The organism is Acinetobacter sp. TR11 (assembly GCF_027105035.1).
In the GTDB taxonomy this organism is placed as follows: domain Bacteria; phylum Pseudomonadota; class Gammaproteobacteria; order Pseudomonadales; family Moraxellaceae; genus Acinetobacter.
The window spans coordinates 245,264-271,062 of sequence record NZ_CP114256.1; the positions used below are offsets into that span (position 1 = coordinate 245,264).

The 25,799-nt window shown below is 39.8% G+C and carries 25 protein-coding genes, 3 tRNA genes and 1 pseudogene; 15 read left to right on the forward strand and 14 right to left on the reverse strand.

The features are described from left to right. Positions 1 to 129 precede the first annotated feature (129 nt). Both O1450_RS01095 and O1450_RS01100 read right to left on the reverse strand, forming a co-directional pair. Positions 130 to 1,335: a tyrosine-type recombinase/integrase gene (locus tag O1450_RS01095; protein WP_269229400.1), complete on the reverse strand. Its 1,206-nt coding sequence runs from the start codon at positions 1,333 to 1,335 to the stop codon at positions 130 to 132. A 179-nt stretch (positions 1,336 to 1,514) separates the two neighbouring features. Beyond that, positions 1,515 to 1,604 (reverse strand) — tRNA-Ser (locus O1450_RS01100). Between the two features lie 122 nt (positions 1,605 to 1,726). Between O1450_RS01100 and O1450_RS01105 the strand changes: the two genes are divergently transcribed. The 3 genes from O1450_RS01105 (at position 1,727) to O1450_RS01115 (ending at position 5,157) form a co-directional block, all read left to right on the forward strand. After that, complete coding sequence (locus tag O1450_RS01105; RefSeq protein ID WP_269229401.1) at positions 1,727 to 3,604, forward strand: potassium transporter Kup; 1,878 nt, start codon at positions 1,727 to 1,729, stop codon at positions 3,602 to 3,604. A gap of 163 nt (positions 3,605 to 3,767) precedes the next feature. Next, positions 3,768 to 4,841, forward strand: coding sequence for a DNA/RNA non-specific endonuclease (locus O1450_RS01110; protein WP_269229402.1), 1,074 nt, complete (start codon positions 3,768 to 3,770; stop codon positions 4,839 to 4,841). Positions 4,842 to 4,914: 73 nt separating this feature from the next. Continuing rightward, positions 4,915 to 5,157: a hypothetical protein gene (locus O1450_RS01115; RefSeq protein ID WP_269229403.1), complete on the forward strand. Its 243-nt coding sequence runs from the start codon at positions 4,915 to 4,917 to the stop codon at positions 5,155 to 5,157. 43 nt (positions 5,158 to 5,200) lie between these two features. On the opposite strand, the pseudogene aqpZ reads toward O1450_RS01115, so the two are convergent. Together aqpZ and O1450_RS01125 are read right to left on the reverse strand one after the other, a co-directional pair. Continuing rightward, positions 5,201 to 5,834: pseudogene (gene aqpZ, locus O1450_RS01120) on the reverse strand (aquaporin Z). Positions 5,835 to 6,049: 215 nt separating this feature from the next. Next, positions 6,050 to 7,057, reverse strand: a complete 1,008-nt coding sequence (locus tag O1450_RS01125) for an AraC family transcriptional regulator (protein ID WP_269229404.1) — start codon at positions 7,055 to 7,057, stop codon at positions 6,050 to 6,052. Between the two features lie 115 nt (positions 7,058 to 7,172). Here O1450_RS01125 and O1450_RS01130 point away from each other — a divergent pair, with 115 nt between their 5' ends. After that, complete coding sequence (locus O1450_RS01130; protein WP_269229405.1) at positions 7,173 to 7,817, forward strand: sterol desaturase family protein; 645 nt, start codon at positions 7,173 to 7,175, stop codon at positions 7,815 to 7,817. A gap of 324 nt (positions 7,818 to 8,141) precedes the next feature. Here the strand turns inward: O1450_RS01130 and hisF are convergent, their stop codons facing one another. After that, entirely contained in the window at positions 8,142 to 8,900 is a 759-nt protein-coding gene (gene hisF, locus O1450_RS01135; protein WP_004659983.1) for an imidazole glycerol phosphate synthase subunit HisF, read from the reverse strand. A 101-nt stretch (positions 8,901 to 9,001) separates the two neighbouring features. On the opposite strand from hisF, the gene O1450_RS01140 reads away from it, so the two are divergent. The 4 genes from O1450_RS01140 to O1450_RS01155 are packed head-to-tail and all read left to right on the forward strand — an operon-like array spanning position 9,002 to position 11,331. Further along, positions 9,002 to 9,958: a homoserine kinase gene (locus O1450_RS01140; protein ID WP_269229406.1), complete on the forward strand. Its 957-nt coding sequence runs from the start codon at positions 9,002 to 9,004 to the stop codon at positions 9,956 to 9,958. A 4-nt stretch (positions 9,959 to 9,962) separates the two neighbouring features. Beyond that, complete coding sequence (locus O1450_RS01145) at positions 9,963 to 10,580, forward strand: DUF1294 domain-containing protein (protein WP_269229407.1); 618 nt, start codon at positions 9,963 to 9,965, stop codon at positions 10,578 to 10,580. Between the two features lie 31 nt (positions 10,581 to 10,611). Continuing rightward, a complete protein-coding gene (locus O1450_RS01150) occupies positions 10,612 to 11,004 on the forward strand; it encodes a DUF4870 family protein (protein ID WP_046739924.1) in 393 nt (130 codons plus the stop codon). 12 nt (positions 11,005 to 11,016) lie between these two features. Next, the gene (locus O1450_RS01155) at positions 11,017 to 11,331 is read left to right on the forward strand and encodes an antibiotic biosynthesis monooxygenase family protein (RefSeq protein ID WP_046739925.1); all 315 of its coding nucleotides are present in this window, start codon (positions 11,017 to 11,019) and stop codon (positions 11,329 to 11,331) included. Positions 11,332 to 11,346: 15 nt separating this feature from the next. Here O1450_RS01155 and O1450_RS01160 read toward each other — a convergent pair whose 3' ends face one another. Beyond that, positions 11,347 to 12,276: a DMT family transporter gene (locus O1450_RS01160; RefSeq protein ID WP_442865272.1), complete on the reverse strand. Its 930-nt coding sequence runs from the start codon at positions 12,274 to 12,276 to the stop codon at positions 11,347 to 11,349. Positions 12,277 to 12,339: 63 nt separating this feature from the next. Between O1450_RS01160 and O1450_RS01165 the strand changes: the two genes are divergently transcribed. After that, entirely contained in the window at positions 12,340 to 12,891 is a 552-nt protein-coding gene (locus O1450_RS01165; RefSeq protein ID WP_269229409.1) for a helix-turn-helix domain-containing protein, read from the forward strand. A gap of 42 nt (positions 12,892 to 12,933) precedes the next feature. On the opposite strand, the gene hisA is transcribed toward O1450_RS01165, so the two are convergent. The 5 genes from hisA to hisB all read right to left on the reverse strand — a co-directional run bounded on the left by hisA (position 12,934) and on the right by hisB (position 16,402). Then, a complete protein-coding gene (gene hisA / locus O1450_RS01170) occupies positions 12,934 to 13,665 on the reverse strand; it encodes a 1-(5-phosphoribosyl)-5-[(5-phosphoribosylamino)methylideneamino]imidazole-4-carboxamide isomerase (protein WP_004659990.1) in 732 nt (243 codons plus the stop codon). Between the two features lie 66 nt (positions 13,666 to 13,731). Further along, positions 13,732 to 14,394, reverse strand: a complete 663-nt coding sequence (locus O1450_RS01175) for a 3'-5' exonuclease (protein WP_269229410.1) — start codon at positions 14,392 to 14,394, stop codon at positions 13,732 to 13,734. Between the two features lie 141 nt (positions 14,395 to 14,535). Beyond that, complete coding sequence (locus O1450_RS01180; RefSeq protein ID WP_269229411.1) at positions 14,536 to 15,039, reverse strand: DUF805 domain-containing protein; 504 nt, start codon at positions 15,037 to 15,039, stop codon at positions 14,536 to 14,538. A 152-nt stretch (positions 15,040 to 15,191) separates the two neighbouring features. After that, a complete protein-coding gene (gene hisH, locus O1450_RS01185) occupies positions 15,192 to 15,809 on the reverse strand; it encodes an imidazole glycerol phosphate synthase subunit HisH (protein WP_269229412.1) in 618 nt (205 codons plus the stop codon). Then, on the reverse strand, positions 15,809 to 16,402 hold the full coding sequence (gene hisB / locus O1450_RS01190) for an imidazoleglycerol-phosphate dehydratase HisB (protein WP_000194096.1): 594 nt from the start codon (positions 16,400 to 16,402) through the stop codon (positions 15,809 to 15,811). The genes hisH and hisB overlap by 1 nt, the downstream gene beginning before the upstream one ends. Positions 16,403 to 16,505: 103 nt before the next feature. Here hisB and O1450_RS01195 point away from each other — a divergent pair, with 103 nt between their 5' ends. The 4 genes from O1450_RS01195 to O1450_RS01210 all read left to right on the forward strand — a co-directional run bounded on the left by O1450_RS01195 (position 16,506) and on the right by O1450_RS01210 (position 18,116). Further along, complete coding sequence (locus tag O1450_RS01195) at positions 16,506 to 16,883, forward strand: GNAT family N-acetyltransferase (RefSeq protein ID WP_269229413.1); 378 nt, start codon at positions 16,506 to 16,508, stop codon at positions 16,881 to 16,883. Between the two features lie 109 nt (positions 16,884 to 16,992). Next, positions 16,993 to 17,068, forward strand: a tRNA-Phe gene (locus O1450_RS01200). A 138-nt stretch (positions 17,069 to 17,206) separates the two neighbouring features. Further along, a tRNA-Phe gene (locus O1450_RS01205) sits at positions 17,207 to 17,282 on the forward strand. Between the two features lie 96 nt (positions 17,283 to 17,378). Next, positions 17,379 to 18,116 carry a class I SAM-dependent methyltransferase gene (locus tag O1450_RS01210; protein ID WP_269229414.1) on the forward strand — a complete coding sequence of 246 codons (738 nt, stop codon included), beginning with the start codon at positions 17,379 to 17,381 and terminating at the stop codon, positions 18,114 to 18,116. Between the two features lie 50 nt (positions 18,117 to 18,166). On the opposite strand, the gene O1450_RS01215 is transcribed toward O1450_RS01210, so the two are convergent. The 3 genes from O1450_RS01215 to ompR all read right to left on the reverse strand — a co-directional run bounded on the left by O1450_RS01215 (position 18,167) and on the right by ompR (position 22,065). Beyond that, complete coding sequence (locus tag O1450_RS01215) at positions 18,167 to 19,681, reverse strand: acetyl-CoA hydrolase/transferase family protein (protein WP_269230387.1); 1,515 nt, start codon at positions 19,679 to 19,681, stop codon at positions 18,167 to 18,169. Positions 19,682 to 19,828: 147 nt separating this feature from the next. Beyond that, the gene (locus O1450_RS01220; RefSeq protein WP_269229415.1) at positions 19,829 to 21,283 is read right to left on the reverse strand and encodes an ATP-binding protein; all 1,455 of its coding nucleotides are present in this window, start codon (positions 21,281 to 21,283) and stop codon (positions 19,829 to 19,831) included. 17 nt (positions 21,284 to 21,300) lie between these two features. Next, positions 21,301 to 22,065, reverse strand: a complete 765-nt coding sequence (ompR, locus tag O1450_RS01225; protein ID WP_004657337.1) for an osmolarity response regulator transcription factor OmpR — start codon at positions 22,063 to 22,065, stop codon at positions 21,301 to 21,303. 318 nt (positions 22,066 to 22,383) lie between these two features. Here ompR and O1450_RS01230 point away from each other — a divergent pair, with 318 nt between their 5' ends. Both O1450_RS01230 and O1450_RS01235 read left to right on the forward strand, forming a co-directional pair. Continuing rightward, the gene (locus O1450_RS01230) at positions 22,384 to 24,741 is read left to right on the forward strand and encodes a Tex family protein (protein ID WP_269229416.1); all 2,358 of its coding nucleotides are present in this window, start codon (positions 22,384 to 22,386) and stop codon (positions 24,739 to 24,741) included. 161 nt (positions 24,742 to 24,902) lie between these two features. Continuing rightward, positions 24,903 to 25,733, forward strand: a complete 831-nt coding sequence (locus tag O1450_RS01235) for an AraC family transcriptional regulator (protein WP_269229417.1) — start codon at positions 24,903 to 24,905, stop codon at positions 25,731 to 25,733. The last annotated feature ends 66 nt before the right edge of the window (positions 25,734 to 25,799 follow it).

A 25,799-nucleotide genomic window follows, 5' to 3' on the forward strand; every position in this document is an offset into this window, starting at 1 on the left:
TTCGGATGCCTCCTAGACCTAGCAAAATCAATATAGCAAATAATAGGGTAATTGCATGTAATAGATTGTTCCTGAGTATCTTATTCTGTCGCTTAGATTTAAAGGTATCGAATTTGATGGAATTAAAATCTAGGCACGTTTGTTTTTAGGGAAAGGAACAATATTGTTTCTTAACCCATCAATATAGTCTGACCACTCTTGCATCATCTTGATTCTGTAATCTAAGTGCTGAGCATGGTTATAGGCTTGTGATACGGCGTTACCTGTTTTATGTGCCAATTGCACCTCAATAGCATCGTGCATATAGCCTTGTTCATGTAGTGTGGTTGAAGCCAATCCTCTAAAGCCATGACCTGTCATTTTACCTTTATAGCCCATTGTACGAATTGCACATAAAAGGGCATTACTGGATAAAGGTTGTGCCGTACTGTAGTTATAGAAAACGTATTGCTTATGACCTGTAATGGGTCTAATGATTTCAAGAATATCTAAAGCCTGTTGTGATAATGGCACAATGTGAGGTAGAGCCATTTTCATTTTTTCAGCAGGGATGCGCCATAACTTGCTTTCTAGGTCTATCTCTTGCCATTCCATCATTCGCAATTCCGCCGTACGAACAAAAGTTAAGGTCATTAACTGCAAAGCGGATTTCACCAGTAGATTACCGTGATACCTGTCCATACGGTGCAAGAATGCAGGAAATTCGGATATATCCAGTCTAGCCATGTTTTTGGTTTTTCTAGGCTTTAAGGCTTCGTGTAAATGTGGGGTAGGGTCATTCTCAATAATCCCTTGACGAATTGCAAAACGAAAAACTCGCCCTACCAATGGAATAGAACGCTTTGCCATTTCTTGTGCGCCACGTTCTTCGATACGCTTGGCACATTCTAAAATATCTTTGCCCTTGATCTGCTCGATAGGGGTATCACCAAGAAAAGGGAAAATGTCTTTTTCAAATACGGATAAATCCCTTAGATAGGTTGCTTCCTTAATGATGCTTTTTCGATTGTCTAACCATTCATGGGCTAATGTTTTGAATAGGGTACTTTCATCATCTGCCTGTTTGGCATCTTTTTTATTTTGGGATGGGTCAATGCCATTAACCAATAATTGCCTAGCTCTTAGGTGTTCAATTCGAGCCTGAGCAAGGCTTAGGAACTCATAAGAGCCTAAAGTGATGTTCTTCTGCTTTCCATTGAAACGATACGCGTATATCCATGTCATGCGCCCATTAGGGAAAACATGTAACTGTAGTCCGTTCCCATCGCTGTATTTGTCAGGTTTTTTTGCGTTTTGGGGCGGTTTCAAACGCTTTATTTTTGAATCGGTTAGCATGGAAAACTCCCAATTTGTTGGTATTAAATGTTGGTATTGAAAACGATACCAACAATTATACCAACACTATACCAACGATTCGGATAGATTGCACTTCACTGCATAACCCAACAAAAAAAGCTCAATCCCTTTAGAATCAAGCCTTTTGTTGCTGCATCTTTGTGCATTTCTTTGCAATTTGGCGGTGAGAGAGGGATTCGAACCCTCGATACGCGCAAACGTATACACACTTTCCAGGCGTGCTCCTTAAGCCACTCGGACACCTCACCAAGGTGTGCGATAGTAACTAAAAAAAAGCATACTGCCAAGTTGTAGTCGAACAGATTTGCAGAAAAACTTCTTGGCTAATGATAATATTAAGGAATATAACGTTCTATATTGAAGACAATATATGCAAAGTACTGCAAAAAAAGCAGCCTTACCTGCCACTGCATTGGCAGCATTAGGGGTGGTGTTTGGAGACATTGGAACCAGTCCTCTGTACGCTTTGAAAGAATCCTTCCATGCTGCACATGGCTTAGGAATTCAACCTGAAAATGTATTAGGAATCTTGTCGATTATTTTTTGGTGTTTAATGCTGATTATTAGTATTAAATACATCGCTATTGTTATGCGTGCGGATAACAATGGTGAAGGTGGAATCATGGCTCTACTTGCTTTGAATCTACGCAAAGCAAAAATATCCGACAGTAAAAAGATTTATTTAATTGCGATTGGTTTTGTTGGGGCATCGCTATTTTTTGGTGACGGTATTATTACGCCTGCAATCTCAGTACTTTCCGCTGTTGAAGGCCTATCAATTGCCACCAATGTACTTGATCCGTTTATTGTGCCAATTGCAATTGTGATTGTAACGACATTATTTTTAATGCAAAAACACGGAACAGCGTTTGTTGGTAAATTCTTTGGGCCAATTACGTTACTCTGGTTCTTGTCATTGGGGATATTGGGCATCATTAGCGTTGTACAAACACCAATCGTACTCGGTATGGTTAGTCCTCATTGGGCAATTCAGTTTATTTTCACTCATCCTGTACAAGCATTTTTTATTATGGGTGCTGTTGTTTTAACGGTCACAGGTGGTGAAGCCTTATATGCAGATATGGGGCATTTTGGACCGCGTCCAATTCGTTTCGGTTGGTTTAGCGTTGTTTTGCCTTGCCTTGTATTAAATTATGCTGGACAAGGTGCGCTGTTACTTCGTAACCCTTCGGCTATTGAAAATCCATTCTATTTACTAGTCCCAGGTTGGGCTTTGTACCCAATGATTATCTTGGCAACGATGGCAGCTGTGATTGCATCACAGGCTGTTATTTCTGGGGTTTTTTCATTAGCACGTCAAGCAATCCAATTGGGTTATTTACCACGTTTAGGCATTAAACATACTTCTGATTCTGAAGAAGGACAAATTTATGTACCATTTCTGAATTGGTTATTGCTGATCGCGATTGTCATCTTAATTTTAATTTTCAAAACCAGCTCAAACCTTGCAAGTGCTTATGGTTTGGCTGTGACTTTAACCATGTTATGTGACACGATTTTGGTTGCTGTTTTTGTATACTATGCATGGAAATGGAGTTTACCAAAAGTTATGTTTTTGATTATTCCATTTTTTATTTTAGAGTCGGTTTTAGTAGCGGCAGCATCATTAAAAATGTTCTCAGGTGGTTGGGTACCGTTATTGATCGGTGCAGTCGCGGTTATGATCTTGATGACGTGGAAGCGTGGGCGCGAACTGACGTTTGCCAAGCTTGAGCATGACACCTTATCACTCGATTTATTTGTTAAAAGTATTGGAGATAATGTTCATCGAGTACCGGGTGATGCTGTATTCTTAACGGGTACACCGAATGTTGTTCCACATGCGATGCTACATAATATCAAGCACAATAAAGTACTACATGAGCGCAATATTTTAGTAACGGTCGTGATTGAGGATGTTCCATTTGTTCCTCAAGAAGAACGAATCAGTGTCGAAACTTTAAATGCGCATTTTTATCGCATTAAAATCTTCTATGGTTTTAAAGATGAGCCAAATGTGCCAAAAGCATTGGCTCAAGCCTATGAAGAATTAGAGTTTGAATACGATCTTATGCAGATAAGCTTCTTTATCTCACGTGACCGTATTGTGCATACAGTGGGTGATGGGATGTCGCCGTGGCGTGAAAAACTATTTATTTCGATGCAGCGGAATACCAGCCCTGTCAGCGATTTCTACCAAATCCCAACCAACCGTGTTGTGGAGTTGGGGAGTCAGATTGAAATTTAAATAACAGAAAGCGATTCAAAATGGCACTTTAGAGTGCCATTTTTATTATCTGGTGATCAAGTGAACAGTTTTGCGACATAAAGTGTCGTTCTTCGCTTTATCTGAATATACACGTGAGTCTAGAATTGCTAAGCTTCGCGCTCATATTGATTTTGATATAGCTATGGCGAAGAAAACAACTAGAAAGAGTGAAGCACCATTTGCTTTTTTGAGCCAAAATGTTGGAAAGATTGTGCTCGCTTTGATCGCGACGGGAAGTTTTGCGATTGCTTTTGGCAATGAAAAAATTAGTAAATTAATGCCTACAGCATCTAGTCATGATGCTTGTTTACAACAGTTTTATCGAGATGTTCCTCCTTTACTTATAAAAGAAAGTCTAAAAAAAGATAGTTATGCTTTGTGCTTCAATGATTTTAATGTGATGTATTCGGGTATTTCAAAAACACCACTTTGGTCAGCAGAATATCTGACGCCTGAGCGTTTAAGTGTCAAAATTAAACGTGAAGACAGTTTCCATGAGGAAACACGGGTACAGCTTGCGCATCGTGCATTATTAGCGGACTACCGTGGTTCTGGGTACGATCGTGGACATATGGCACCGAATGGCGATATGAATAACACTGCGGCACAACATGATAGCTTTTCTTTAGCCAATATGGTGCCGCAATCACCGAAGAATAATCAGGAAGTTTGGCGTAAACTCGAAGAAGCAGTACGCTCTATTGTGACTAAACAGCATAAAGATGCCTATGTCGTGACTGGACCAATTTTTGAAGCGAAGCGCTTAAAAACCATTGGTAGTGGTGTGATTGTACCGACTGCTGTATATAAGGCAGTGTATTTACCTAAACAGGGGATTATTGGTGCGTACTATGCACCAAATAATGATTCATTACAGGTTAAAGTGGTGAGCATCTGTTATTTAGAAGAAAAGTTAGGAATTAATTTATTTCCACAACTCACAGAACAACAAAAGCGTAATGTTTATCAATTGCCTACATCGGCACAACAAGTTAAAGCCAATAAAGAAATTAGCTATGTGAGTTGGGATAGACAAAGTCAATGTGCTGAAGAAGCAACCACGGCAAGTATTCAAGCGCAACAGCAGCAATTTTCTTCAGGGCAATCACAACCGATTGAAAGTAAGTTACCGCAAGTAGATGAAGAAGCCAAACATGCTTTAATCAAGCAATTAATTGAAGCATTGGTTCAGTTTTTTTTACAATTATTGCGATAATATCGCAGCTATCCTAAAGTGATTATGCTTAACTCAAATAGGCTAAAACAGAAAAGAACAATGAGAGGAAAAGATGTTTAAACCTTTTGAACAAGGCGATCAGTCTTCGGCAATTTATGATCTGACTTTGGAAAATCAAGTGGACTGTGTCAGTTTATATGGCAACTTACAAATTACCAAAGATCAAGCAGGTTTAAAGGCAGCGAAAGCTTTACAAAGTTTTATCAACGAAGTGGTCATTGTGTTAGAAGCAGAGAGCTTGCCTGAACAGATTGAGCGTAAGCCAGAACAAGAAATTGAAAATCCATTTTTATAAAAAACAGCCTCTTGAAAAGGCTGTTTTTTATGGGAATGTGAGCTTAGCTTTTCTCGTTGCCGACCACTTTATAAATAAGCGCCCCAATGATTGCCCCAATAATAGGTGCAACCCAGAATAACCATAATTGGCTCAGTGCTGCTGTCTCAGCAAAAAAGACAACACCTGCACTACGTGCGGGGTTTACTGAGGTATTGGTTACAGGGATACTAATTAAGTGAATCAATGTTAATGCTAAACCGATAGCAATCGGTGCGAAACCAGCAGGCGCACAACGATCTGTTGATCCTAAAATCACAATCAGGAAAAATGCAGTCAGTACCGCTTCAATTAAAAAAAGCGGAGATTAAAGAAAAATGGTTAGGTGATAAATCCCCATAGCCATTACTTGCAAAGCCTGTTTGACCTTGCACAATAATGTAAAGTACCAAGGCTGCGATTGTTCCACCAATCAATTGAGAAATAATATAAGGCGCTAAATCTTTTGCTTCTAAACGTCCACCTACCCATAAGCCTACACTGACAGCAGGGTTAAAGTGACCCCCTGAAATATGACCAAATGCATAAGCACCCGTTAAAACAGTTAGACCAAAAGCAAGTGCCACAGCTAAGAAGCCGATCCCAAGTTCTGGAAATGCAGCGGCAAGCACAGCACTACCACAACCACCAAAAACCAGCTAAAAAGTCCCGAGAAATTCTGCTAAATATTTATTTATTGTTACTACCCGATTCGTTATAAGAATAAAAAAAGTATGCATCCAAGAATTTATTATGGATATGTGTAAGTATTTTGAAAAAATATGAATTAATTCAAATGTATATGCGGGTTTTTGTATTGGTATTATTGAAAAAAATGATCTGTTTTGAAACCTTTAGTGTGTCTTTAGTTTTATTAAGAATTGTAAGTAATGTTGTTGTTTCGCCATTGTTGTGGTGTTTGGTTGGTCCAAATTTTAAATGCACGTTGAAAAGCACTTTGTTCCGAATAGCAAAGTAGCAAGGCAATTTCTTGTAGGCTCAGATGCGGATCTTTTAAGTATTCGGTTGCCAACATAAAGCGAATTTGTTGTACCCGTTCCTGAAAGGTGGTGTTTTGCTGTTGTAAGTGGCGTTGTAATTGTCTTACCGATAATCCTAATTTTTCGGCAATAAAATCGATTTGATATTGGTTTTTCTGTAATCCTGTCAAAATGGCATGTTGCAGACGTTGATCGAGTTGAGTGGAATTGGGAAGCTTATCTAATAAAGCTTGAGCTTGTTGTAGCAACAATTGCTGTAAAGTGTGATCGCCTGTTCGAAGTGGCTTAAAGGCTTCGGTAACAGGTAGAAGTAGCTGAGTTTTAGGCTGATCAAAACGGACTTTACAACGGAAATACTGCTCATAAACCGTAATGTTTTTCGGTGCGGTATTCACAAAATGCACTTCGTGTAGATTGATATCTTCACCTGACATAAATAACTTAAGGAATTGCACCATCAGCGCAATTGCAATTTCATCTGTTAATTGGGTTGGATAGGGTTCTGGAGCTTCCCAGCGGATTGATGCGTAGGGTGGGTTAAATTCAACGACGAGAGGGCTGCCATCATAAATTAAGCGATGAAAATCATGATAACGCGCCAATGCTTCGCCCAAGTTTTCACATGATAGTGCGAGGTAAGCAATAATTCCTAAATGTTTAGGTTGTACATGCTCTGCAATTTCTAAGCCTAAACCTGTCTTGGGATTTAAACGATTAAGGTCTTCAAGTAGGTCTCGCCAAATCACATAATCAAAGCGTTCCAGATTTTGAACTTGTTGTAATTGTTCAGGAACAGCAATATGTTGTGCTTCACAATAGGCTTTTAATAAATGCCCTAATCCGCCATAAACAGAGCCTGTATAGTTCTTGAGTTGGGACATCCTGTCTACTCCTTATTCTGTCGTGTTTTGTCAATATAAATATATCGTATCGTCAATACTTCGCCTACAAAAATTTATATCTTTAATAAAAATAAGGAAACATTTGGAGAAAACTATGATTAAGGGTTTTATTGCAGGTTTGGCCGTTGCAAATGCATTTGAATGGTTTGCTCATAAGTATATTTTGCACGGTGTACATCGTCCGGGTCAGCCACGTTACAGTCCTGTACCAAAAAGTATGGAATCGCATTGGGCACATCATCGTGAAGTTCGTAAGCAAGAGTTTTCTGATGATTGTTATGTTGAAGGTTTGGACAGCTGGCGTACACGTAATGAATTAATGTCACTTGCTGTTGTGGCAGGTGTTGCCAGTGTGGCGTTTTATCCTTTTTCAAAAGGGATGTCGTTGGCAGCAGTTTATAGTGCAGGCAATTATTATTATGTACATCGCCGTGCGCATCTTGAACCTGATTGGGCAAAGCGTACTATTCCTTGGCATTACGATCATCATATGAATTCGAATCAAGATGCGAACTGGTGTGTAACGCGACCATGGTTTGATTATGTCATGGGCACACGCGTGGTTTCATCTGCTGATTTAAAAGAAGCCAATCCACTCGGTCTACCGTTACCTGCGCCACTTTCAAAAGCATTGACCCAAGCGATCGAGTCGTTTTTTCCCGCGAAATGGGTCGAGCAAAAACCAAAGTTAGTGACGTCACCTGTAGCCGATGTGGAGCAACAAGAATCAGTTGCTTAGTGGAAAATGCGAAGTGTGACAATAAAGCACCAAGATTTTGACGAATCACGACAATATTTCAGTTGTTCATGTCGTGAATTGTCAATAAAATCTGTTTTTAATGTCAATATTTTTGTCCAGTTTATGGCTATTTTAATTCAAGCATTTGAAATGCATAGAATTTGCCAAAATGACAAAATTCACAGTTACCCTCTAGCGTTGTATAAACGCAGTTTCCATGCCTTGCTCCGCAAGGTATTTTTTTGTCTGATGAAATGTTGAGTGAATAAAAAAACCTCTCAAACGATGATTTTGAGAGGTTGGTTTTTTGAGTAATACTCGCGTTTAAAGACGCATTTCAATCCCTTGCTCAGCCAAATATTGTTTAGCCTCGGGAATGGTATGTTGACCAAAATGGAAAATAGAGGCAGCCAGTACCGCATCTGCGCCACCTTTCAAAATCCCGTCAGCCAAATGTTGTAAATTGCCCACGCCACCTGATGCAATGGTCGGAATATTGACACGATCATTGATCTGACGCATCAAGGCAATGTCATAACCTGCTTTAGTTCCATCGGCATCCATACTGGTAATCAGCAACTCACCTGCACCGAAGTCAGCCATTTTCACAGCCCATTCAATCGCATCAATTCCTGTCGGCTTACGACCACCGTGAGTGAAAATTTCCCACTTGTTTTCGCCAGTTTTTTTTGCATCAATTGCGACCACAATACATTGTGCGCCAAAACGTTGCGAAGCTTCTTGAACAAACTCAGGCGTAAATACTGCTGCTGAGTTGATACTGACTTTGTCTGCACCTGCATTTAGTAATAAACGAATATCTTCAACTTTACGGACACCACCACCTACAGTTAACGGTACAAATACGCTTTCTGCCATACGTTCTACCGTGCGGTAAGTCGTATCACGTCCATGATGGGTAGCAGTAATATCTAAAAAGGTAATTTCATCGGCGCCTTGTTCGTTATAGCGACGTGCGACTTCGACAGGGTCACCTGCGTCACGAATATCAAGGAATTGAACGCCTTTGACGACTCGACCATTATCAACATCTAAGCAAGGGATAATACGTTTTGCGAGCATAAAATTTTCCAAAAAATCGCCAATAAAGAAAGGGGTGCTACACCTTCATGGAGGGAACAGGTATTCTATCAAACTTCACAGCTATTTTTTGCAGGTTTTCCATGTCGGTTTATACCCCGTTGAGTTTAGAAGAAGTTCAAGCATTCGCTGAGCCTTATGGTTTAGCGGTAATTGGCCTGATTCCAATCCAAGGCGGTATTCAAAACACCAATTATTTTTTGGTGGATCAATCACAGAAACACTATGTTTTAACGGTTTTTGAAGAATTAGATGCTGAGGGGGCAGGTGAACTGGTACCTGTACTGGATTGTTTGGGTAAGGCAGGCGTACCTGTGGCAGTGCCCTTAAAATACAATGGGCAGGCAATTCATAGCATTGCAGATAAACCTGCTCAGATTGCACCTCGTTTGATGGGTGAACATCCTGAAGCAGCCAGTATTAAACAAGTACAGGCGATTGCCCAAGCGCAGGCAAAATTGCATTTGGCTTTGCAGGGCTTTCCTTTGGAACGTGATTTTAATCGCAATCATCAATATTGGTCTGAAGTAGCAAACCAATTACGTCCTCAATTGATTCAAGCAGATCAAGAACTTTTAAATCAGGTCTTTCACTTATTTACAGTGATTACGCAAGCATATCCAAACCGACCAACAGGCTTTATTCATTCTGATTTATTTCGGGATAATACCTTATTTGAGGGTGACCAATTACAAGGCATTCTTGATTTTTATGAACTCAATCAAGATGAGTGGCTGTTTGATATTGCGATTAGTATCAATGACTTCTGTACAGCTTATCCACAAGCCCATTTGGATATAGAAAAAGCTGAGGCATTCTTAGGTGCTTATCAAAGCATTCGCCCACTGACACAAGATGAATTGGCTTGTCTGGATATTTTCCTAGCAATGGCAGCTTGTCGTTTTTGGAGTATGCGTTTACAGGTCGCACAGAAAAATGCAGCAGAAGGGCGGACAGGTGATGATATTTCACAAAAAGACCCTATGGAAATGCGCATGATGTTACAAAACCGTTTACAACAAGTTTTAGGTTTAGGGTAGGAATATGCGAGATCAAGGGCGTTTAGTTGAATGGTTCGATGATAAAGGCTATGGCTTTATTCAACCTCATGATGCACATAAAGATCGTGTTTTTATCCATATCAAAGACTTTGCTCGCACAGGGCCGCGCCCAATTGTGGGGTGTGCCTTGGAATATGTGGTCATTTTGGATGAGCGCGGTCGTTATCGCGCTCAGCAAGCAACTTATTTAAAAGCATCACAAGTAATTGAACATCACAGTAAACCTGCTCAGCCGACATCTGCCAAGCGTTGGTCAGCGATGCAGATTGGTATTGTGATTTATATTGTATTTATGCTGATTGCGAGCCTTAGCAAGTTATTGCCGCCGTATACTTTGCTGTTTGTTAGCTTGATGAATGTCGTTAGTTATTGGTTATATGCGCAAGACAAAGAAGCGGCACAATTGGGGAATCGACGTATTCCAGAGCAGACTTTGCATATCGTGGATTCTTTGGGTGGTTGGTGTGGAGGGTGGTTTGCTCAGCAAAAACTGAGACATAAAACACAAAAACAACCGTTTCGTAAGATTTATTTCTGTACCATAGTCTTTCATATATTGTTGATATGTTGGTTAATTTCTCCACTCAATGTGTTCTATTGATTGGGAGGGGAGTTTTTGGAGATAAATAAAAATGAATTATTCCGTTGATCAAGATCCAAATCGTACTTTGACTTTGGTACTGTATGTACTTTATATCATTGCGATTTTTAGTGGTGGTTTATTGGCGATTATTGCTTTGATTATTAACTATGTAAAACGTAGTGATGTACAAGGTTCGATTTTTGAAAGCCATTTTACTTGGCAGATTCGGACTTTTTGGTGGTATTTGGCTTGGAATATCATTGCATTTATCCCATTTTTCTTTCTGTTTTTTACAGGCGATAATGCCAATGCTTTTGCAGGTGTCGCACTCTCAAGTACTATATTTTGTGGGTTAGTGATTTTTGCTGCATGGGTGTGGATTGTATATCGAGCAATTCGAGGTTTAATTGCATTAAATGATAATAAGCCAATGTATCAATAAATTGGATCAACCATGATTATTGAACATGTACATTTGAATATTAAACCAAATCAAAGTGAAGATTTCGAATTAGCCTTTCAAACTGCGAAAGAGATTATTTATCCAATGGAAGGTTTGAATGCTGTTCAGCTCATTAAACATGTCGAAGACCAGCATCGCTATATTTTGATGGTCTTTTGGGATCATATTGAAAATCATACTGAAGGTTTTAGGAAATCTCCTGAATATCAGCAGTGGAAAGCATTATTACATCCATTTTATGATCCAATGCCTGTAGTAGAATATTATCAACCGCATATATTATTAAAAAGAAAGCACCCTAGGTGATAAAAAGAGAGCTATTCAGCTCTCTTTTTTCTTTTCTAATATTTTGAATTTTAATTCACTGACTAAAACACCAAGCACCACTAAACACCCACCGAATAAAGCCAATAATGGCAATCGCTCGCCTGCGATTCTTCCAAACACACCTGCCCAAACAGGCTCACCTGCATAAATAATTGCAGCACGGGTTGGATCGACCATTCGTTGCGCCCAATTCATTACAAATTGAATCAGTGCACTGGCTAAACCCAAACTAATCACTAGAATGCTTAATTGCCATGAAAAACTAGGAATATTATGTTCGCCAACCAATGGCATACTGGCAAATGATAAGAATGATGCAACAGCCAATTGAATAACTGTGACTCGTCTTAAATTAACTTTTCCTGCGAAATAACCAATCAAAATAATTTCTAGCGCAATCACAAAGGCACAAATTAAGGTCAGTGTTTGTCCATAGCTTAAACTGATATTGGAGATGCCATTTCCAGTTAAAAGCACTAATCCAGTAAAAGCGAGTGCAGTTCCTAACCATGTCATCAGAGAAGGTCTTTTTTGGAAAATAACCCACATTAAAATTGGGACAAGAGGCACATACAGTGCGGTTAAAAAAGCAGATTCACTACTTAAAATCGTTTGTAATGCAATGGTTTGGGTGCCATAACCAATCGCAATCACGATACCAATTGCCGTTCCTGCAAGTATTTCTTTTAAAGTTAATCCACGCATTGATTTGATTGAAATGAGCAAGATGGCTAAAGCTGCAACAGCAAAACGACAACCCACAAAAAACATGGGACTACTAAAATTCAAGACGTATTGCACCGCTAGAAAAGTTCCACCCCAAATCATGGTAATGAAAATAAGTGCAAATTGAGCTGCTTTGGGAGATTGAGATAAAGTTGTCACAACAACAAACCTAATATGGTAGTGCAATATATTGCACATATTGTATTATTTGAGCGTTTTGTGCAATATATTGCACTATAGTTAATTTAATTGCTGATGTAAATGAGCCAAGCTGAAACTGTTCTGCAATATGTAGGAAAAAATATTCGTTATTTCCGAGATCAATCACAACTCAGCCAACAAGAGTTAGCGGATCGTGCTGGTGTGAGTCGGCGTACTATTGCTGCCTTGGAAACAGGCCAAGTGAATATTAGTTTAGCTAAATTAGATGCGATTGCTGCTGTTCTGGCTGTCGATTTTAAACGTATTGTGAGCGCCCCTGAGCTAAGTGAATCGGCTATTGTGGATACGCTTGCTTGGCAAGGAAAAGATCAAGATAGTCACGCTAGGATTTTGGCTGCTGTACCAACACATACCCAAACTGAGTTATGGCGGTGGTCACTTGCAGTGGGAGAGGTGTATTGTGCTGAAGCTGATTCAAAGGATTGGCAAGAACTTATTTATGTTTTAGAGGGTGAATTAAGCCTTGAATTTGAAAATGAAACTCGTGTGATTTGTGCAGGTCAGTCGATTCTTTTTAAAAGTGATGTGCTTTATCGTTATGTTAATCGTGGTACAAGCGTATTAAAATTTATTCGTAATGTTCTGTATTAAAGCGAAAGAAGCCACCTAAAAGATAGCTTCTTTTGCATTAGATTACAGGCGATTGTCATCCAACAAGAGCTGTGCTTCACGAAGGTTTAATGTGCCTTCATAAATTGCACGACCTGTAATTGCACCTAAGATACCTTGCTGACCTTTTAAGTTGCGAACATCATCTAGATTGGTCACACCACCTGAAGCGATCACAGGTAAGCCAGAGTATTGTGCTAAATGAACAGTTTGCTCAACGTTAACACCTTGCATCATGCCATCACGTGCGATATCGGTATAGACAATGCTTGAAACACCAGCATCTGCAAAACGTTTTGCAAGATCAGTTGCCTTCACATCAGTCACATTTGCCCAGCCATCTGTCGCAACCATACCATTGATGGCATCAATACCGACAATGATATGACCTGCAAAGCGTTTGCACGCCTCTTCAACAAACTCAGGCTCTTTTACTGCCTTTGTACCGATAATCACAAAAGATACACCCGCTTCCAAATAGTGCTCAATGGTTTCAAGTGAACGAATACCACCACCAATTTGAATTGGAAGTTCTGGTTGTGCGCGTGCAATCGCTTCCACCACCGGTTTATGAATTGGCGTACCTGCGAAAGCACCATTTAAATCAACTAAATGTAAACGACGTGCGCCTTCATCAACCCAATGTTGTGCAGTTGCGACAGGATCATCAGAGAAAACGGTATCGTCTTCCATACGACCTTGTTTTAAACGAACACATTTACCATCTTTCAGGTCAATTGCAGGGATGATTAGCATGCTTTCGCTCCTAGCGTCATCATAAAGTTTAAATTGGCGATATATTAACAAAGTATTGATCAATCGCTAAGCCTTGTCTGCTGAACCTTGAAGTATTCTTACTATTTGTTGTTGAATTTGAGGAGGTAGTAACTGCTGATGATATAGGTATTGGTATATCAACAATGCAGCATAAGCATCAGCGGCAGCATAATTGATTTGTTGAGGACTTAGCTGTTTGACAGACCAATTCGAGGTGCTGATTTTTTTACTTTTGGCAAAATAGCGTTGGAAAATTAGAGCAATCGCAGTTTGTACACCGACTTGAGCGTTATAACCAAAACTCGAAAAACTTTTAGACAGATCGATCATAGATTGTGGATTGATTTCTTTGCGACGAAAGCTGCTGGCATCATTTTTTAAACCAAAACCAACTTTGAGCTGATGTTCATTTTCTAAAATAGGCTTTAAGAAATTAAGAATGTCGGGCTTCACTTGGAATAGATAGGCTTTTTCATGGGTTGAAAGTTGGATTAAATGGGGGCCTGTAGATTTCTCACCGACTTTGAACGTCGGTTTAGATTCGGTATCAAATCCGAATACAGCAATAGCGTGAAGTTCAGTTTGAATTGCCATGCATTGTTCGAGTGTTTGAATCACTAAAATATTTTCAGCACTTAGGTTTTGAAATGCAGGTAATGTACGGATTTGTTCTTTGCTTAAAAGCGCTGTTGCTTGCTGCATTTCCATTTTCTGAAACTCAAAACTTTTGCTTGAGCTTAAACGGTTTTGTGGCAATGAAAAAGCCAAGTGAGAAAACTTGGCTTTTAAATCTTATAGATTCAGTTTGATTAGACTTTATCTGATCTAGGTTGGTTCATTTTTTGAAAACTAATGAGGAGCAGACATTGATGCCATCCACATTAAAATGTTGGCAACCATACTTAGGGGTAATAAAACGGCACTAATTAAACCTAAAACTTTTTCCCAACCCTTGGTTTCTCGAACTGGTCCAAAATTATTAGGACCTTCTGTACCTTTGGCACATAATAAATAGAGAATAAAAAATAAATTGATGACAGGGACGATGATCAATAATGCCAACCACGCACTTCGATTGCAGTCATGCAGGCGACGAATCATGAAAACAATTGAAAGATAGTAAAAAGTAAGAGTAATTAGACTGAGTGTTAGTATAAAGATTATGCTTACAGTGTTAGCTCCTTCGGATGTATTTTTATCCAACAAGCTTGCTGAAAAAATAAGAGGAATGATCGCAATAATTAAAAAGATAAGCGTCATCATAAATGACCATCCCAAATAGGACAGTCGACTAAAACGACCTAGTGGGCGCAAAGGGTTATCAGCGATTGTTTGTTGAATAGATGAATTCATTGTATATAACCTAAATGAAGTGTTTTTATATGGTTGTTTAAATTTAAAAAATGTATATACAAGAATTATAAAGAAGAAATTAGAAAATGATAGTTGTTCTTATTTGAAACAGATCAAACGGTACACGACGTTTGATCTGTGATCGGAATGGGTTAGATCTTCCACTCAACAAAGTTTTTTAACAACTGTAAACCAGCCGTATGACTTTTCTCAGGATGGAATTGGGTCGCGAACAAATTGTCTTTGTGAATCGCGGTACAGAAATTCACGCCATAATCACAGGTTGCCGCAGTGATGGCAGAATCTTTTGGTTCAACATAATAACTATGCACAAAATAGAAACGCGCATCTTGTTCAATGTTGTTCCACATTGGATGGCTTGGATCTAATTGATGGACTTGATTCCAGCCCATGTGAGGTACTTTTAAGTTTGGAATTTCAGGAAAGTGTTTAACAACACCCTCAAAAATACCCAAAGCATCTACGCCACCATTTTCTTCAGAGCTTTGTAGTAGTGCTTGCATCCCTACGCAAATTGCTAAAACAGGCTTGTTAAATGCTGCTTGACGTACTACTTCATCAATGCCTGCTTCATGCATGCCTTGCATACAATCACGCATTGCACCCACGCCAGGAAATACAATTTTATCTGCTTTGGCGATCAGCTTTGGATCATTGGTTACATCAACTGTTGCACCGACATGCTCTAAAGCTTTTGCTGCAGAGTGCAAATTACCCATACCATAGTCAAGTAAAGCAATACGCGTCATTACAGGCTACCTTTTGTTGAAGCAATGGTATTTTCTGCGCGTGGATCAATCTCACATGCCATACGTAATGCACGAGCCAATGCTTTAAAGACACTTTCAATCTGGTGATGACTATTTTTGCCTTTCAAGTTATCAATATGCAATGTCATTAATGCATGATTGACAAAACCTTGGAAAAACTCTGAAAATAAGTCGACATCGAATGTTCCAATGCGAGCGCGAGTAAATGGAATGTCCATAAACAAGCCTGGGCGACCTGATAGATCAACAACAACACGAGAAAGTGCTTCATCTAATGGTGCATAAAAATGCCCATAACGACGTAAGCCTTTTTTATCACCTAAAGCTTGTGCAAAGGCTTGCCCCAAGGTGATTCCACAATCTTCAACTGTGTGGTGATCATCAATTTCTAGATCGCCATCGCAATGAATATCGATATCAAATAGACCATGGCGCTTGATTTGATCAATCATATGGTCTAAAAATGGAACTCCAGTGTTCAGTGTGCCTTGACCTGTACCATCGAGATTGAGACGAACTCGAATTTTGGTTTCGTTGGTATTTCTTACCACTTCACTGATACGTTGCGTCATGGACACGTTCCTCAAAAAACGTCAAAAATGATTGAATTAAAAACCAATATTTCGCTGTGACGAAAAAGTGACAGCATCATAGTTTGCTCAGGAGGGTTAATCAATGCCTATTACCGTACATGCTTACAGTTCTCTAGATAATCTAGGAATTCGTACTCAGCTCGAGCGACTCTACGATACCAGCCCAGAGTTTGGTGATGGGCAAGATGCAATGGAGCAACTTGCACAAAATCTACAACAATATACCACAGTTTATACTGCTGAATTTAACACCAAAATTATAGGTGCAATTTGGGCAACAGGACAAGGTGAAAGCCGAATTTTGGAATATATTGTGGTACATCCGTCTAACCGTGGACGTGGAGTTGCAGAACGCCTAGTTGAAGAAGTTTGCCGTATGGAAGAGGAACAAGGGGTGAAGCAATTTGAGCCAGGCTGTGGTGCAATTCATCGTTGTTTATCGCATTTGGGCAAAATCTAGAATTAAAGTCTGATGTGTTTGCGATTTGCAGTAAAATTAGACGTTTGATAGAAAAATCCACAAATTTGCTTGACGCACGTGGGTAAACATTGTTTAATACGCCCACTTTGGCGCGATAGCTCAGTCGGTAGAGCAACGGATTGAAAATCCGTGTGTCCCCAGTTCGATCCTGGGTCCCGCCACCATAATTTGTATTTTCAATCCCCGATCCCATCGGGGATTTTTTTTACCCAAAATTGATTGCATGAAAAATGGGCAATCAAATCGAAAGTTCATGATAATTATTGACTATTGGGCTGAGATACGGCTTAATACACTCCATTGGCGCGATAGCTCAGTCGGTAGAGCAACGGATTGAAAATCCGTGTGTCCCCAGTTCGATCCTGGGTCCCGCCACCAAATTTGAAAAACCCTAAACTTTAGTTTAGGGTTTTTTTTATATCTAAAATATTTTGCTATATTTATGCTTAGTCGAAAACTTTAAGAAAAAGCATTATGAAAGACTTATTTTCTGAGCAGAGTGAACTTTATCAACAAGCACGTCCAAGTTATCCCAAACTGATGATTGAAGCTCTATTGGCACAGATCAAAACACCTGTACATGCATGGGATTGTGGCGCAGGCTCAGGACAACTGACGCAGTTGCTTGCACCATATTTTCAAGATGTGATTGCCACAGATCTCAGTCAAAATCAGCTCGATCAAGCTCCTAGATTTGCTAATGTGCAGTATTTACAGCAAGCCGCAGAGGATACGATTTTCCCTAATCAATATTTTGACTTTATTACAGTGGCTCAAGCCATTCATTGGTTCGATTTTGAAAAGTTTTATGCTGAAGTCAAACGAACATTAAAACCAGATGGTATTTTTGCGGTGATTGGTTATGGCTTGTTGCAACTTGAAGATATCGAGCTAAATCAGAAAATCATTCAGCTCTATACCGAGACTTTAAATGGTTTTTGGGATGCTGAGCGAAGCTATATTGATGAGCACTATCAAAGTATTCCATTTCCGTTTGATGAAATCATTATGCCTAGTTTTCAGATCGACCTGGCATGGACAGGGCAGCAATTGTGGGATTATTTAAATACATGGTCTGCGATCAAACATTATCAGAAACAGCTCAATCTGAATCCATTGGACAGTTTAAAGCAGATTATTTTGAGTCAGCACACGATTAATGTTTCATTTCCTATTTTGTTGAGAGTGGGGCGGTTGCCAGCATCGAAATAAACAAATAAAAAAGCATGTCGAAACATGCTTTTTTATTTGGTCAGGTGAAATTAAGCAGATTTAGCAATCGTCTTATTTTCTAACATATGACCAGTTTCTTCAAAGTTAGAATGCCATGACAACGCTTCACGAAGAATATGCGGCGTATGTCCACCACGTTCACATGCACGATCAAAGTAGTCATTGAGTGCAGCTTGATAGAGTGGGTGTACGCAGTTGTCAATAATCACACGTGCACGCTCACGAGGTGCTAAGCCACGTAAATCTGCTAAACCAACTTCAGTTACCAGAATGTCAACATCATGCTCATTGTGATCAACGTGGCTCACCATTGGCACAATTGATGAAATATCACCACCTTTTGCGATTGACTTAGTAACAAAGATAGCTAAGTGCGCATTACGTGCAAAATCACCTGAACCGCCGATACCATTCATCATTTTTGTACCGCAAACATGCGTAGAATTCACGTTGCCGTAAATATCGAATTCGAGTGCTGTATTAATTCCAATAATACCTAAACGACGTACGATTTCAGGATGGTTAGAAATTTCTTGTGGGCGTAATACTAATTTATCTTTGTAGTGTTCAAGATTGCCAAATACGCGCTCGCCACATTGTGCAGAGAGCGTAATTGAGCTACCAGAAGCAAATTTCATTTTGCCAGCATCAATCAATTCAAAAGTACAGTCTTGTAATACTTCAGAATACATGACCAAATCTTCAAAGTTAGAATCTTTAAGACCAGTCAAAACTGCATTTGCAATTGAGCCAATACCTGCCTGTAAAGGACCTAGGTTTTTCGCTAATCGACCTGCAGCAACTTCTTTTTCAAAGAAAGCGATGAGGTGATTTGCAATCCCTTGAGTTTCATCGTCAGGCGCAGTCACAGTTGAAGGTGAGTCTGCCGTATTGTTAAAAACGATGCCTACGATTTTTGCTGGGTCAATTTGGATTGCAGTTGAACCAATACGATCATCGACTTGAGTTAATGGAAGTGGGGTACGTGTTGGACGATATGTTGGAATATAAATATCGTGTAAGCCCTCAAAGTTTTCGCTGAGAGAGGTGTTGATTTCTACAATCACTTTTTCAGCAAAAATTGCGAAACTTGCAGAGTTGCCTACAGAGGTTGTTGGTACGATATGACCATCTTCTGTAATTGCAACGGCTTCAATCACAGCAATGTCAGGACGTTTGAGCTGCTGATTACGCATTTGCTCTACAGTCTCAGATAAATGCTGGTCAATGAACATCACTTCGCCGTTGTTGATTGCACGACGTAATGTGTTATCAACTTGGAATGGCATACGACGAGCAAGTACACCTGCTTCGGTCAATTGTTTGTCTAAGTCGTTACCGAGGCTTGCACCTGTAATTAACGTGATTTTTAACGGATTTTTTTTGGCTTGTTCAACCAGTGCTTGCGGAACAGCTTTTGCTTCTCCAGCACGAGTAAAACCACTCATACCAACCGTCATATCATTTTCAATAAAGCGAGCAGCTTGCTCTGCACTCATCACTTTGTCATGTAGGGTAGCAAGGCGAATACGACTTAAAGACATCATCCATTCTCAATATACTTTTTAGTTAGATATGGATTTTAGCGTCAAAACTTGAAAAGGGAATTGGACTACGGCTAAGGTCTAATATGTGAAATTCGTGATATTTTTTTAGAGATAAAACGAGTTATTTTTCCATCACCAATTGTTCTAAAAATGTCCAGTTATGGTCTGTTTAATTTTATCAATCGCATTCGTTTGAGATTCTTCAAGATTTTCATGGTTGAGTGGAAGTGAAATCACCACTTCTAAACCACCTTGCTCGCGGTTGCGAATGCTAATTTGTCCCTGATGAATGTCAACAATACGTTTTACAATGGCTAAGCCGAGGCCACTTCCTTGAATCGTACGTGCTGAATTACCACGAACAAAGGGTTGCATGAGTTCTTCAACTTGATCGGGTGGAATACCTTCACCATGATCAGCGACGGTAATCAGAATATGATCATCAACATGACTTGCCGATAATTCAATTGGTTCTGCGCCATAACGTTTGGCGTTGTTGACTAAATTCGCAATCAAACGTTTTAAGGATAGGCTTCGCGCAGGGATGATGGGGAGCTCTTGTGCTTCAAAACGAATATCTAAAGGCTTAAATTGTACAGCGACTTCTTGAAGCAATGTATTGATATTGGTTTGTGATAGTTCTTCATCAGATCCATCTCGCATATACGAAATAAATTGATTCAGAATCGCATCCATATCATCTACATCGTAAATTAGACCTTCGCGGAAAAACTCGTCTGGGAGCATTTCTGCAGTAAGGCGAATACGCGTCAGTGGCGTACGTAAATCATGTGAAATCCCTGCTAGCATGATTTGTCGATCGCGTTCAGTTTGCTCAAGCGTATATACCATATGGTTGAATGCTTGGTTTACTTGACGTATTTCGAGTGGGCCATGATTGGTGTCAAGATAAGGTGCTTTACCAGTTTTACTATAATTGTTGGCAGCATTCTGTAATCGACGTAATGGTCGATTCATTTGTCGGACAAGCGTTAAAATAATAATTGAAGAAATAATTGGAACGCCAAATAACCATGCTGCAATCAGTTCCACACTGTAGTTGGTATATGTTTTTAGTGGTTCACGCACCCAGTTACCTTGCATTTCAGGCGTTTGAATCCAAATACGTGGTATCGGTTTGAATTTGAAGTAAACGGTAACTTGCTGAACTCCTAACTCTTTGGCGAGTTTGGTTTCAATTTGATCAGTAAATAGTTCAGCAAGGAATTTATTTTCGATTACAGGAAATTCTTTGGGATCGGTAATGTATTCAATCCCAATTCGATTTTTGAGCCATGTATCGACATCAACTTCTGTATCACGATGTAAAATACGGATATCTGGATTATTGACTAATTCAAGTTCAATTGCGAGATAACGCGCATGTTGTTGTAATTCTGGTAAATATAAAGTTCGCCAAAAGAACCACAAGGACATAAACAAGCTAAAAACGACCGTGAACAATACCAAGATCGTGGTACGCATAGCCGCAGAACGTGGTTTAATTTTATCTAAAAAACGTTCCCATTTTGTTCGCGGTCTTTCTGAATAAGTCGCGAAATCTGTAAATGCTTGTGGATCAATTGGTTCAAGTTTCAATGAAGAATTTCCTAAGCTTACTCTGCACCATCTGGAACAAATACGTAACCTACACCCCAAACGGTTTGAATATAACGGGCACGCGCAGGATTATCTTCGATTAAACGACGTAGACGAGAGACTTGGACATCAATAGAGCGTTCCATCGCACCCCATTCACGACCACGTGCCAAATTCATCAATTTATCACGAGTTAAAGGTTCGCGAGGATGTTGAACCAAAGCTTTTAATACTGCAAATTCACCTGTCGTTAACGTGACCACCTGACCTTCACGCGTTAAAGTACGTGTAGAAAGGTCGAGCGACCATGGACCAAAACTTACGACTTCAACTTGTTGACTTGGTGCACCTGGTACTTCACGGACTTGGCGACGTAAAACGGCACGAATTCGTGCTAATAGTTCATTTGGGTTGAATGGTTTTGGTAAATAATCATCTGCACCCGCTTCAAGACCCGCAATACGGTCAGAATCACTACCACGTGCAGTGAGCATAATAATAGGTGTGTCGATATTAGATTGGCGTAAACGACGGCAAATACTTAAACCATCTTCAACAGGCAACATAAAATCTAAAACGATAAGCGAAAATAACTCACGTTGTAGTAAACGATCCATTTGCGTTGCATCATGGGCTGTTTTCACCACGAAGCCTTTATCTTCTAAAAAGCGTTGTAATAGGGTACGCAGACGCACATCATCATCGACCACTAAAATGCGTTCGACGCGATCTGTCTCATGATGTACGGTTTCCGTCGATTCGGCAGGTACAACTAAACTCATGATGTGCTCCTTTATCGTTTATTGTCATCGTCTTTATGCAATGCTAGGGAGTATACGATTCATTGCACAGTTTTGGCTATGTTATAAAGCAACAAATATTGCCAATAAAATCAAGAGATAGATACCAAATGTATACAGGTAAAATTATGACAATCGATCTATTTTTCAATATTTAGGCGAAAAATTCTTAGTATTTTATAAGTATTTATCAATTAGCATAATCTACTCTAAAAATATTCAAAAAAACAATAGTGGATTTTATAGTCACGGACTTTATAATCAGTGCTTTTAGAATTAACCCTTGTGGAATCAATCACGATGACTGACTTAGTTCAGCAGTTGGCAAATGAACTTGCCGTACGTCCAAACCAAGTAGAAGCTGCTATTCGTTTAATTGATGAAGGCGCTAGCGTTCCTTTTATTGCACGTTACCGTAAAGAAGTCACGCAGGGCTTAGACGATACGCAATTACGCCAACTCGACACACGTTTAACTTATCTACGTGATTTATACGAGCGTCGTGAAAAGGTGATTCAATCTTTACAAGAACAAGATAAATTAAGCGATGATTTATTAGCACGTGTAAATGCGGCTGAAACGAAAAATGCATTAGAAGAAATTTATGCACCGTACCGTCCAAAACGCACCAGCAAATCATTTAAAGCAAAAGAAGCTGGTTTAGGTCCAATAGCTGAAAAAATTATTGCCGATCAAGTTGATCCGACTGATGCATTGGCAGGTTTTAGTCATGAAGATTACCCAGATATCGAAAGCCAACTTGATGCAATTCAGCACATCTTGATTGATGATTGGGCACAAAATATTGGATTAATCACTGAATTAAAACAAATTTTTTCTAAAACAGCAGTTCTTAAGAGCGCGGTTGCTTCTGAAGAGAAAAAAGAAGTCGGTAAAAAATTCCGTGATTATTTTGAGTTTTCTGAAAACCTAAATAAATTACCTTCTCATCGTTTATTGGCGATGTTACGTGGTCGTCAAGAAAATGTATTGGGTTTAAAAGTGGACGGCGAAGATGATACGCTGTTAGCTCGTATTGAAACTGAATATAATCTTGATCAAATTCAACCACAAAGCCGTCAAGATTATTTAAAACAAACTGCAAAATTATTTTGGCTTGGTAAGATTCGTCCGCAAATCGAACATTCATTATTGACTGATAAGCGCTTGGCTGCTGAAGCTGAAGCAATGGATGTGTTTGCTGAAAATTTACGTCATTTACTCCTTTCTGCACCAGCAGGTGGTCGTACCACTTTAGGTGTTGATCCTGGTATCCGTACAGGCGTGAAGCTTGCGGTTGTGAGTGATGCAGGCGATGTTCTAGCACATAGCACAATTTACCCATTTGCACCGAAAGAAGATAAACAAGGCTCAATTACAGAGTTAGCTCGTTTATGCAGAGAGTTCCACGTGGAACTGATTGCGATTGGTAATGGTACAGCAAGCCGTGAAACTGAAGCCGTTGTTGCAGAAATGATGGTGGCCAATGCTGACTTGAAACTGACGCGTATTACAGTCAGTGAAGCAGGTGCATCAGTTTATTCAGCAAGTGAATTGGCTTCACAAGAGTTGCCAGAGTTAGATGTTTCAATTCGCGGTGCGGTTTCAATTGCACGCCGTTTACAAGATCCATTGGCCGAGCTTGTTAAAATTGATCCGAAATCAATTGGTGTGGGTCAATATCAGCATGATGTGAATCAAACTGGTTTGGCTAAAACACTGGATGCGGTAGTTGAAGACTGTGTAAATGCGGTGGGTGTGGATGTGAATACCGCATCTCCAGCGATCTTGGCATATATTGCAGGTTTAAATAAATCGATTGCACAGCAAATCGTTGAATATCGTAAAGAACATGGTCGTTTCGACAACCGTCAAGCCTTGAAAAAAGTGCCACGATTAGGTGAGCGTACTTTTGAGCAATCAGCAGGCTTCTTACGTGTTCAAAATGGTTCTGAACCATTGGACGCATCAGCAGTTCACCCAGAAAGTTATGGCGTGGTTGAAAAGATTGTTGCAGCAAAAGCGACAACGGTAAAAGATATTATTGGTAATACTGAAATCATTCGCCAAGTCAAAGCCGATGAGTTTGTTGATGACAAGTTTGGTTTGCCGACGATTCAAGATATTTTAGCTGAACTTGAAAAGCCTGCTCGTGATCCACGCCCAGAGTTTCGTACTGCCAAATTCCGTGAAGACATTAAAGAAGTTGCTCAACTCACTGAAGGCATGCAGCTCGAAGGTGTAGTGACCAATGTGACCAACTTCGGCGCATTTGTGGATGTAGGTGTGCATCAAGATGGTTTAGTGCATATTTCTGAACTTGCGAATGAATTTGTTTCTGATCCGCATAAAGTGGTGAAACCAGGTCAAATTGTGCAAGTGCGTGTGATGCAAGTGGATGTGGAACGTAATCGTGTGAACTTAAGTATGCGTGCAGAAGGTTCTGCACCTGCTAAAGCGCCACGTCAACAACAGCGTCCACAGCAAGAGCGAACTGAACGTTCAGAGCGTAAGCCTCAAGGTCAACGTCCACCACGCAAAGAAGGTGACTTTAAGCGCCCGCAAAATAACAAGCCAAAAACTGAAAAACCACAAGAGCAAAAAATTGGTGGTTTAGGTGCTTTGTTATTACAAGCAGGGCTTAAGGGTTCTAAATAATTTCAAATTCGTTTAAAAAAACCTCCCTTCTGGGAGGTTTTTTCTTTTTGCTCAAAGATGATTTAATAAAGTGATTGAGTTATAAAAAAGCAATTTTGTTCTATAAATCTATCTAAATCGCGTTAACCTGAAATGATGCATACATGCCTTAGGAGGTCGTGATGTCGCGCAGACCTCGAGAACAAGTCGATTACTTACACCTTGAAGAATTGGGTGGTTTGGAAATGTTGAAAGCCAGTTACTTTCAGCAGGAGTTTTCACGACACGTTCATGAAGGATTTTGTATCGGTGTGATCGAAGAAGGAGCACAGCGGTTCTATCGCACAGGTGGGAATCATGTTGCGCCACAAGGCGATATTATTTTAGTGAATGCCGATGAAGTGCATACAGGCTCATCTGCCGTAGAAACCGGTTGGCGTTACCGCGCGATTTATCCGACTCCTGAAATTTTCCATGAATTAACCCGTGATCTCACTACAGTACACGGCACAGCACCGTGGTTTAGAGAAGCGGTCTTGCATGATGAAGGCTTGGCACAGCAATTTCGTTTACTCTTTGATTTGTTAGAGCAACCTAACAATACCTTACTCAAACAAACTTTATTTCTGTCAACAATTGCTTGGCTCGTATCAAAGTACAGTCAAGTCAAGCCACTCGCAACAGATCTCAGCCATGCCAAACAACGTATTCTAAATATTAAAGAATTGATGGCGAGTATGCCTGAACAAGAGTTTTCTTTGGTTCAATTGGCAGAAATCGCCAATCTGAGTCAGTGGCATTTTTTACGTCAATTTAAAAAGCATGTTGGACTCTCACCGCATGCATGGCTCATTCAAGCACGTTTACAGAAGTCACAAAGATTATTAAGACAAGGATTGAACTTATCTGAGGTTTCACAACAGTGTGGTTTCTCGGATCAAAGTCATTTTAGTCGGCATTTTCGTCAAGCTTTTGGCATTACCCCAGGCGGTTATATCGCTTATCTCAAATAAAATAGCAATTTTATACAATCTTCATTTAGCAATTTTTGGCATAGTCTATTTTCTTTAATGAATAAT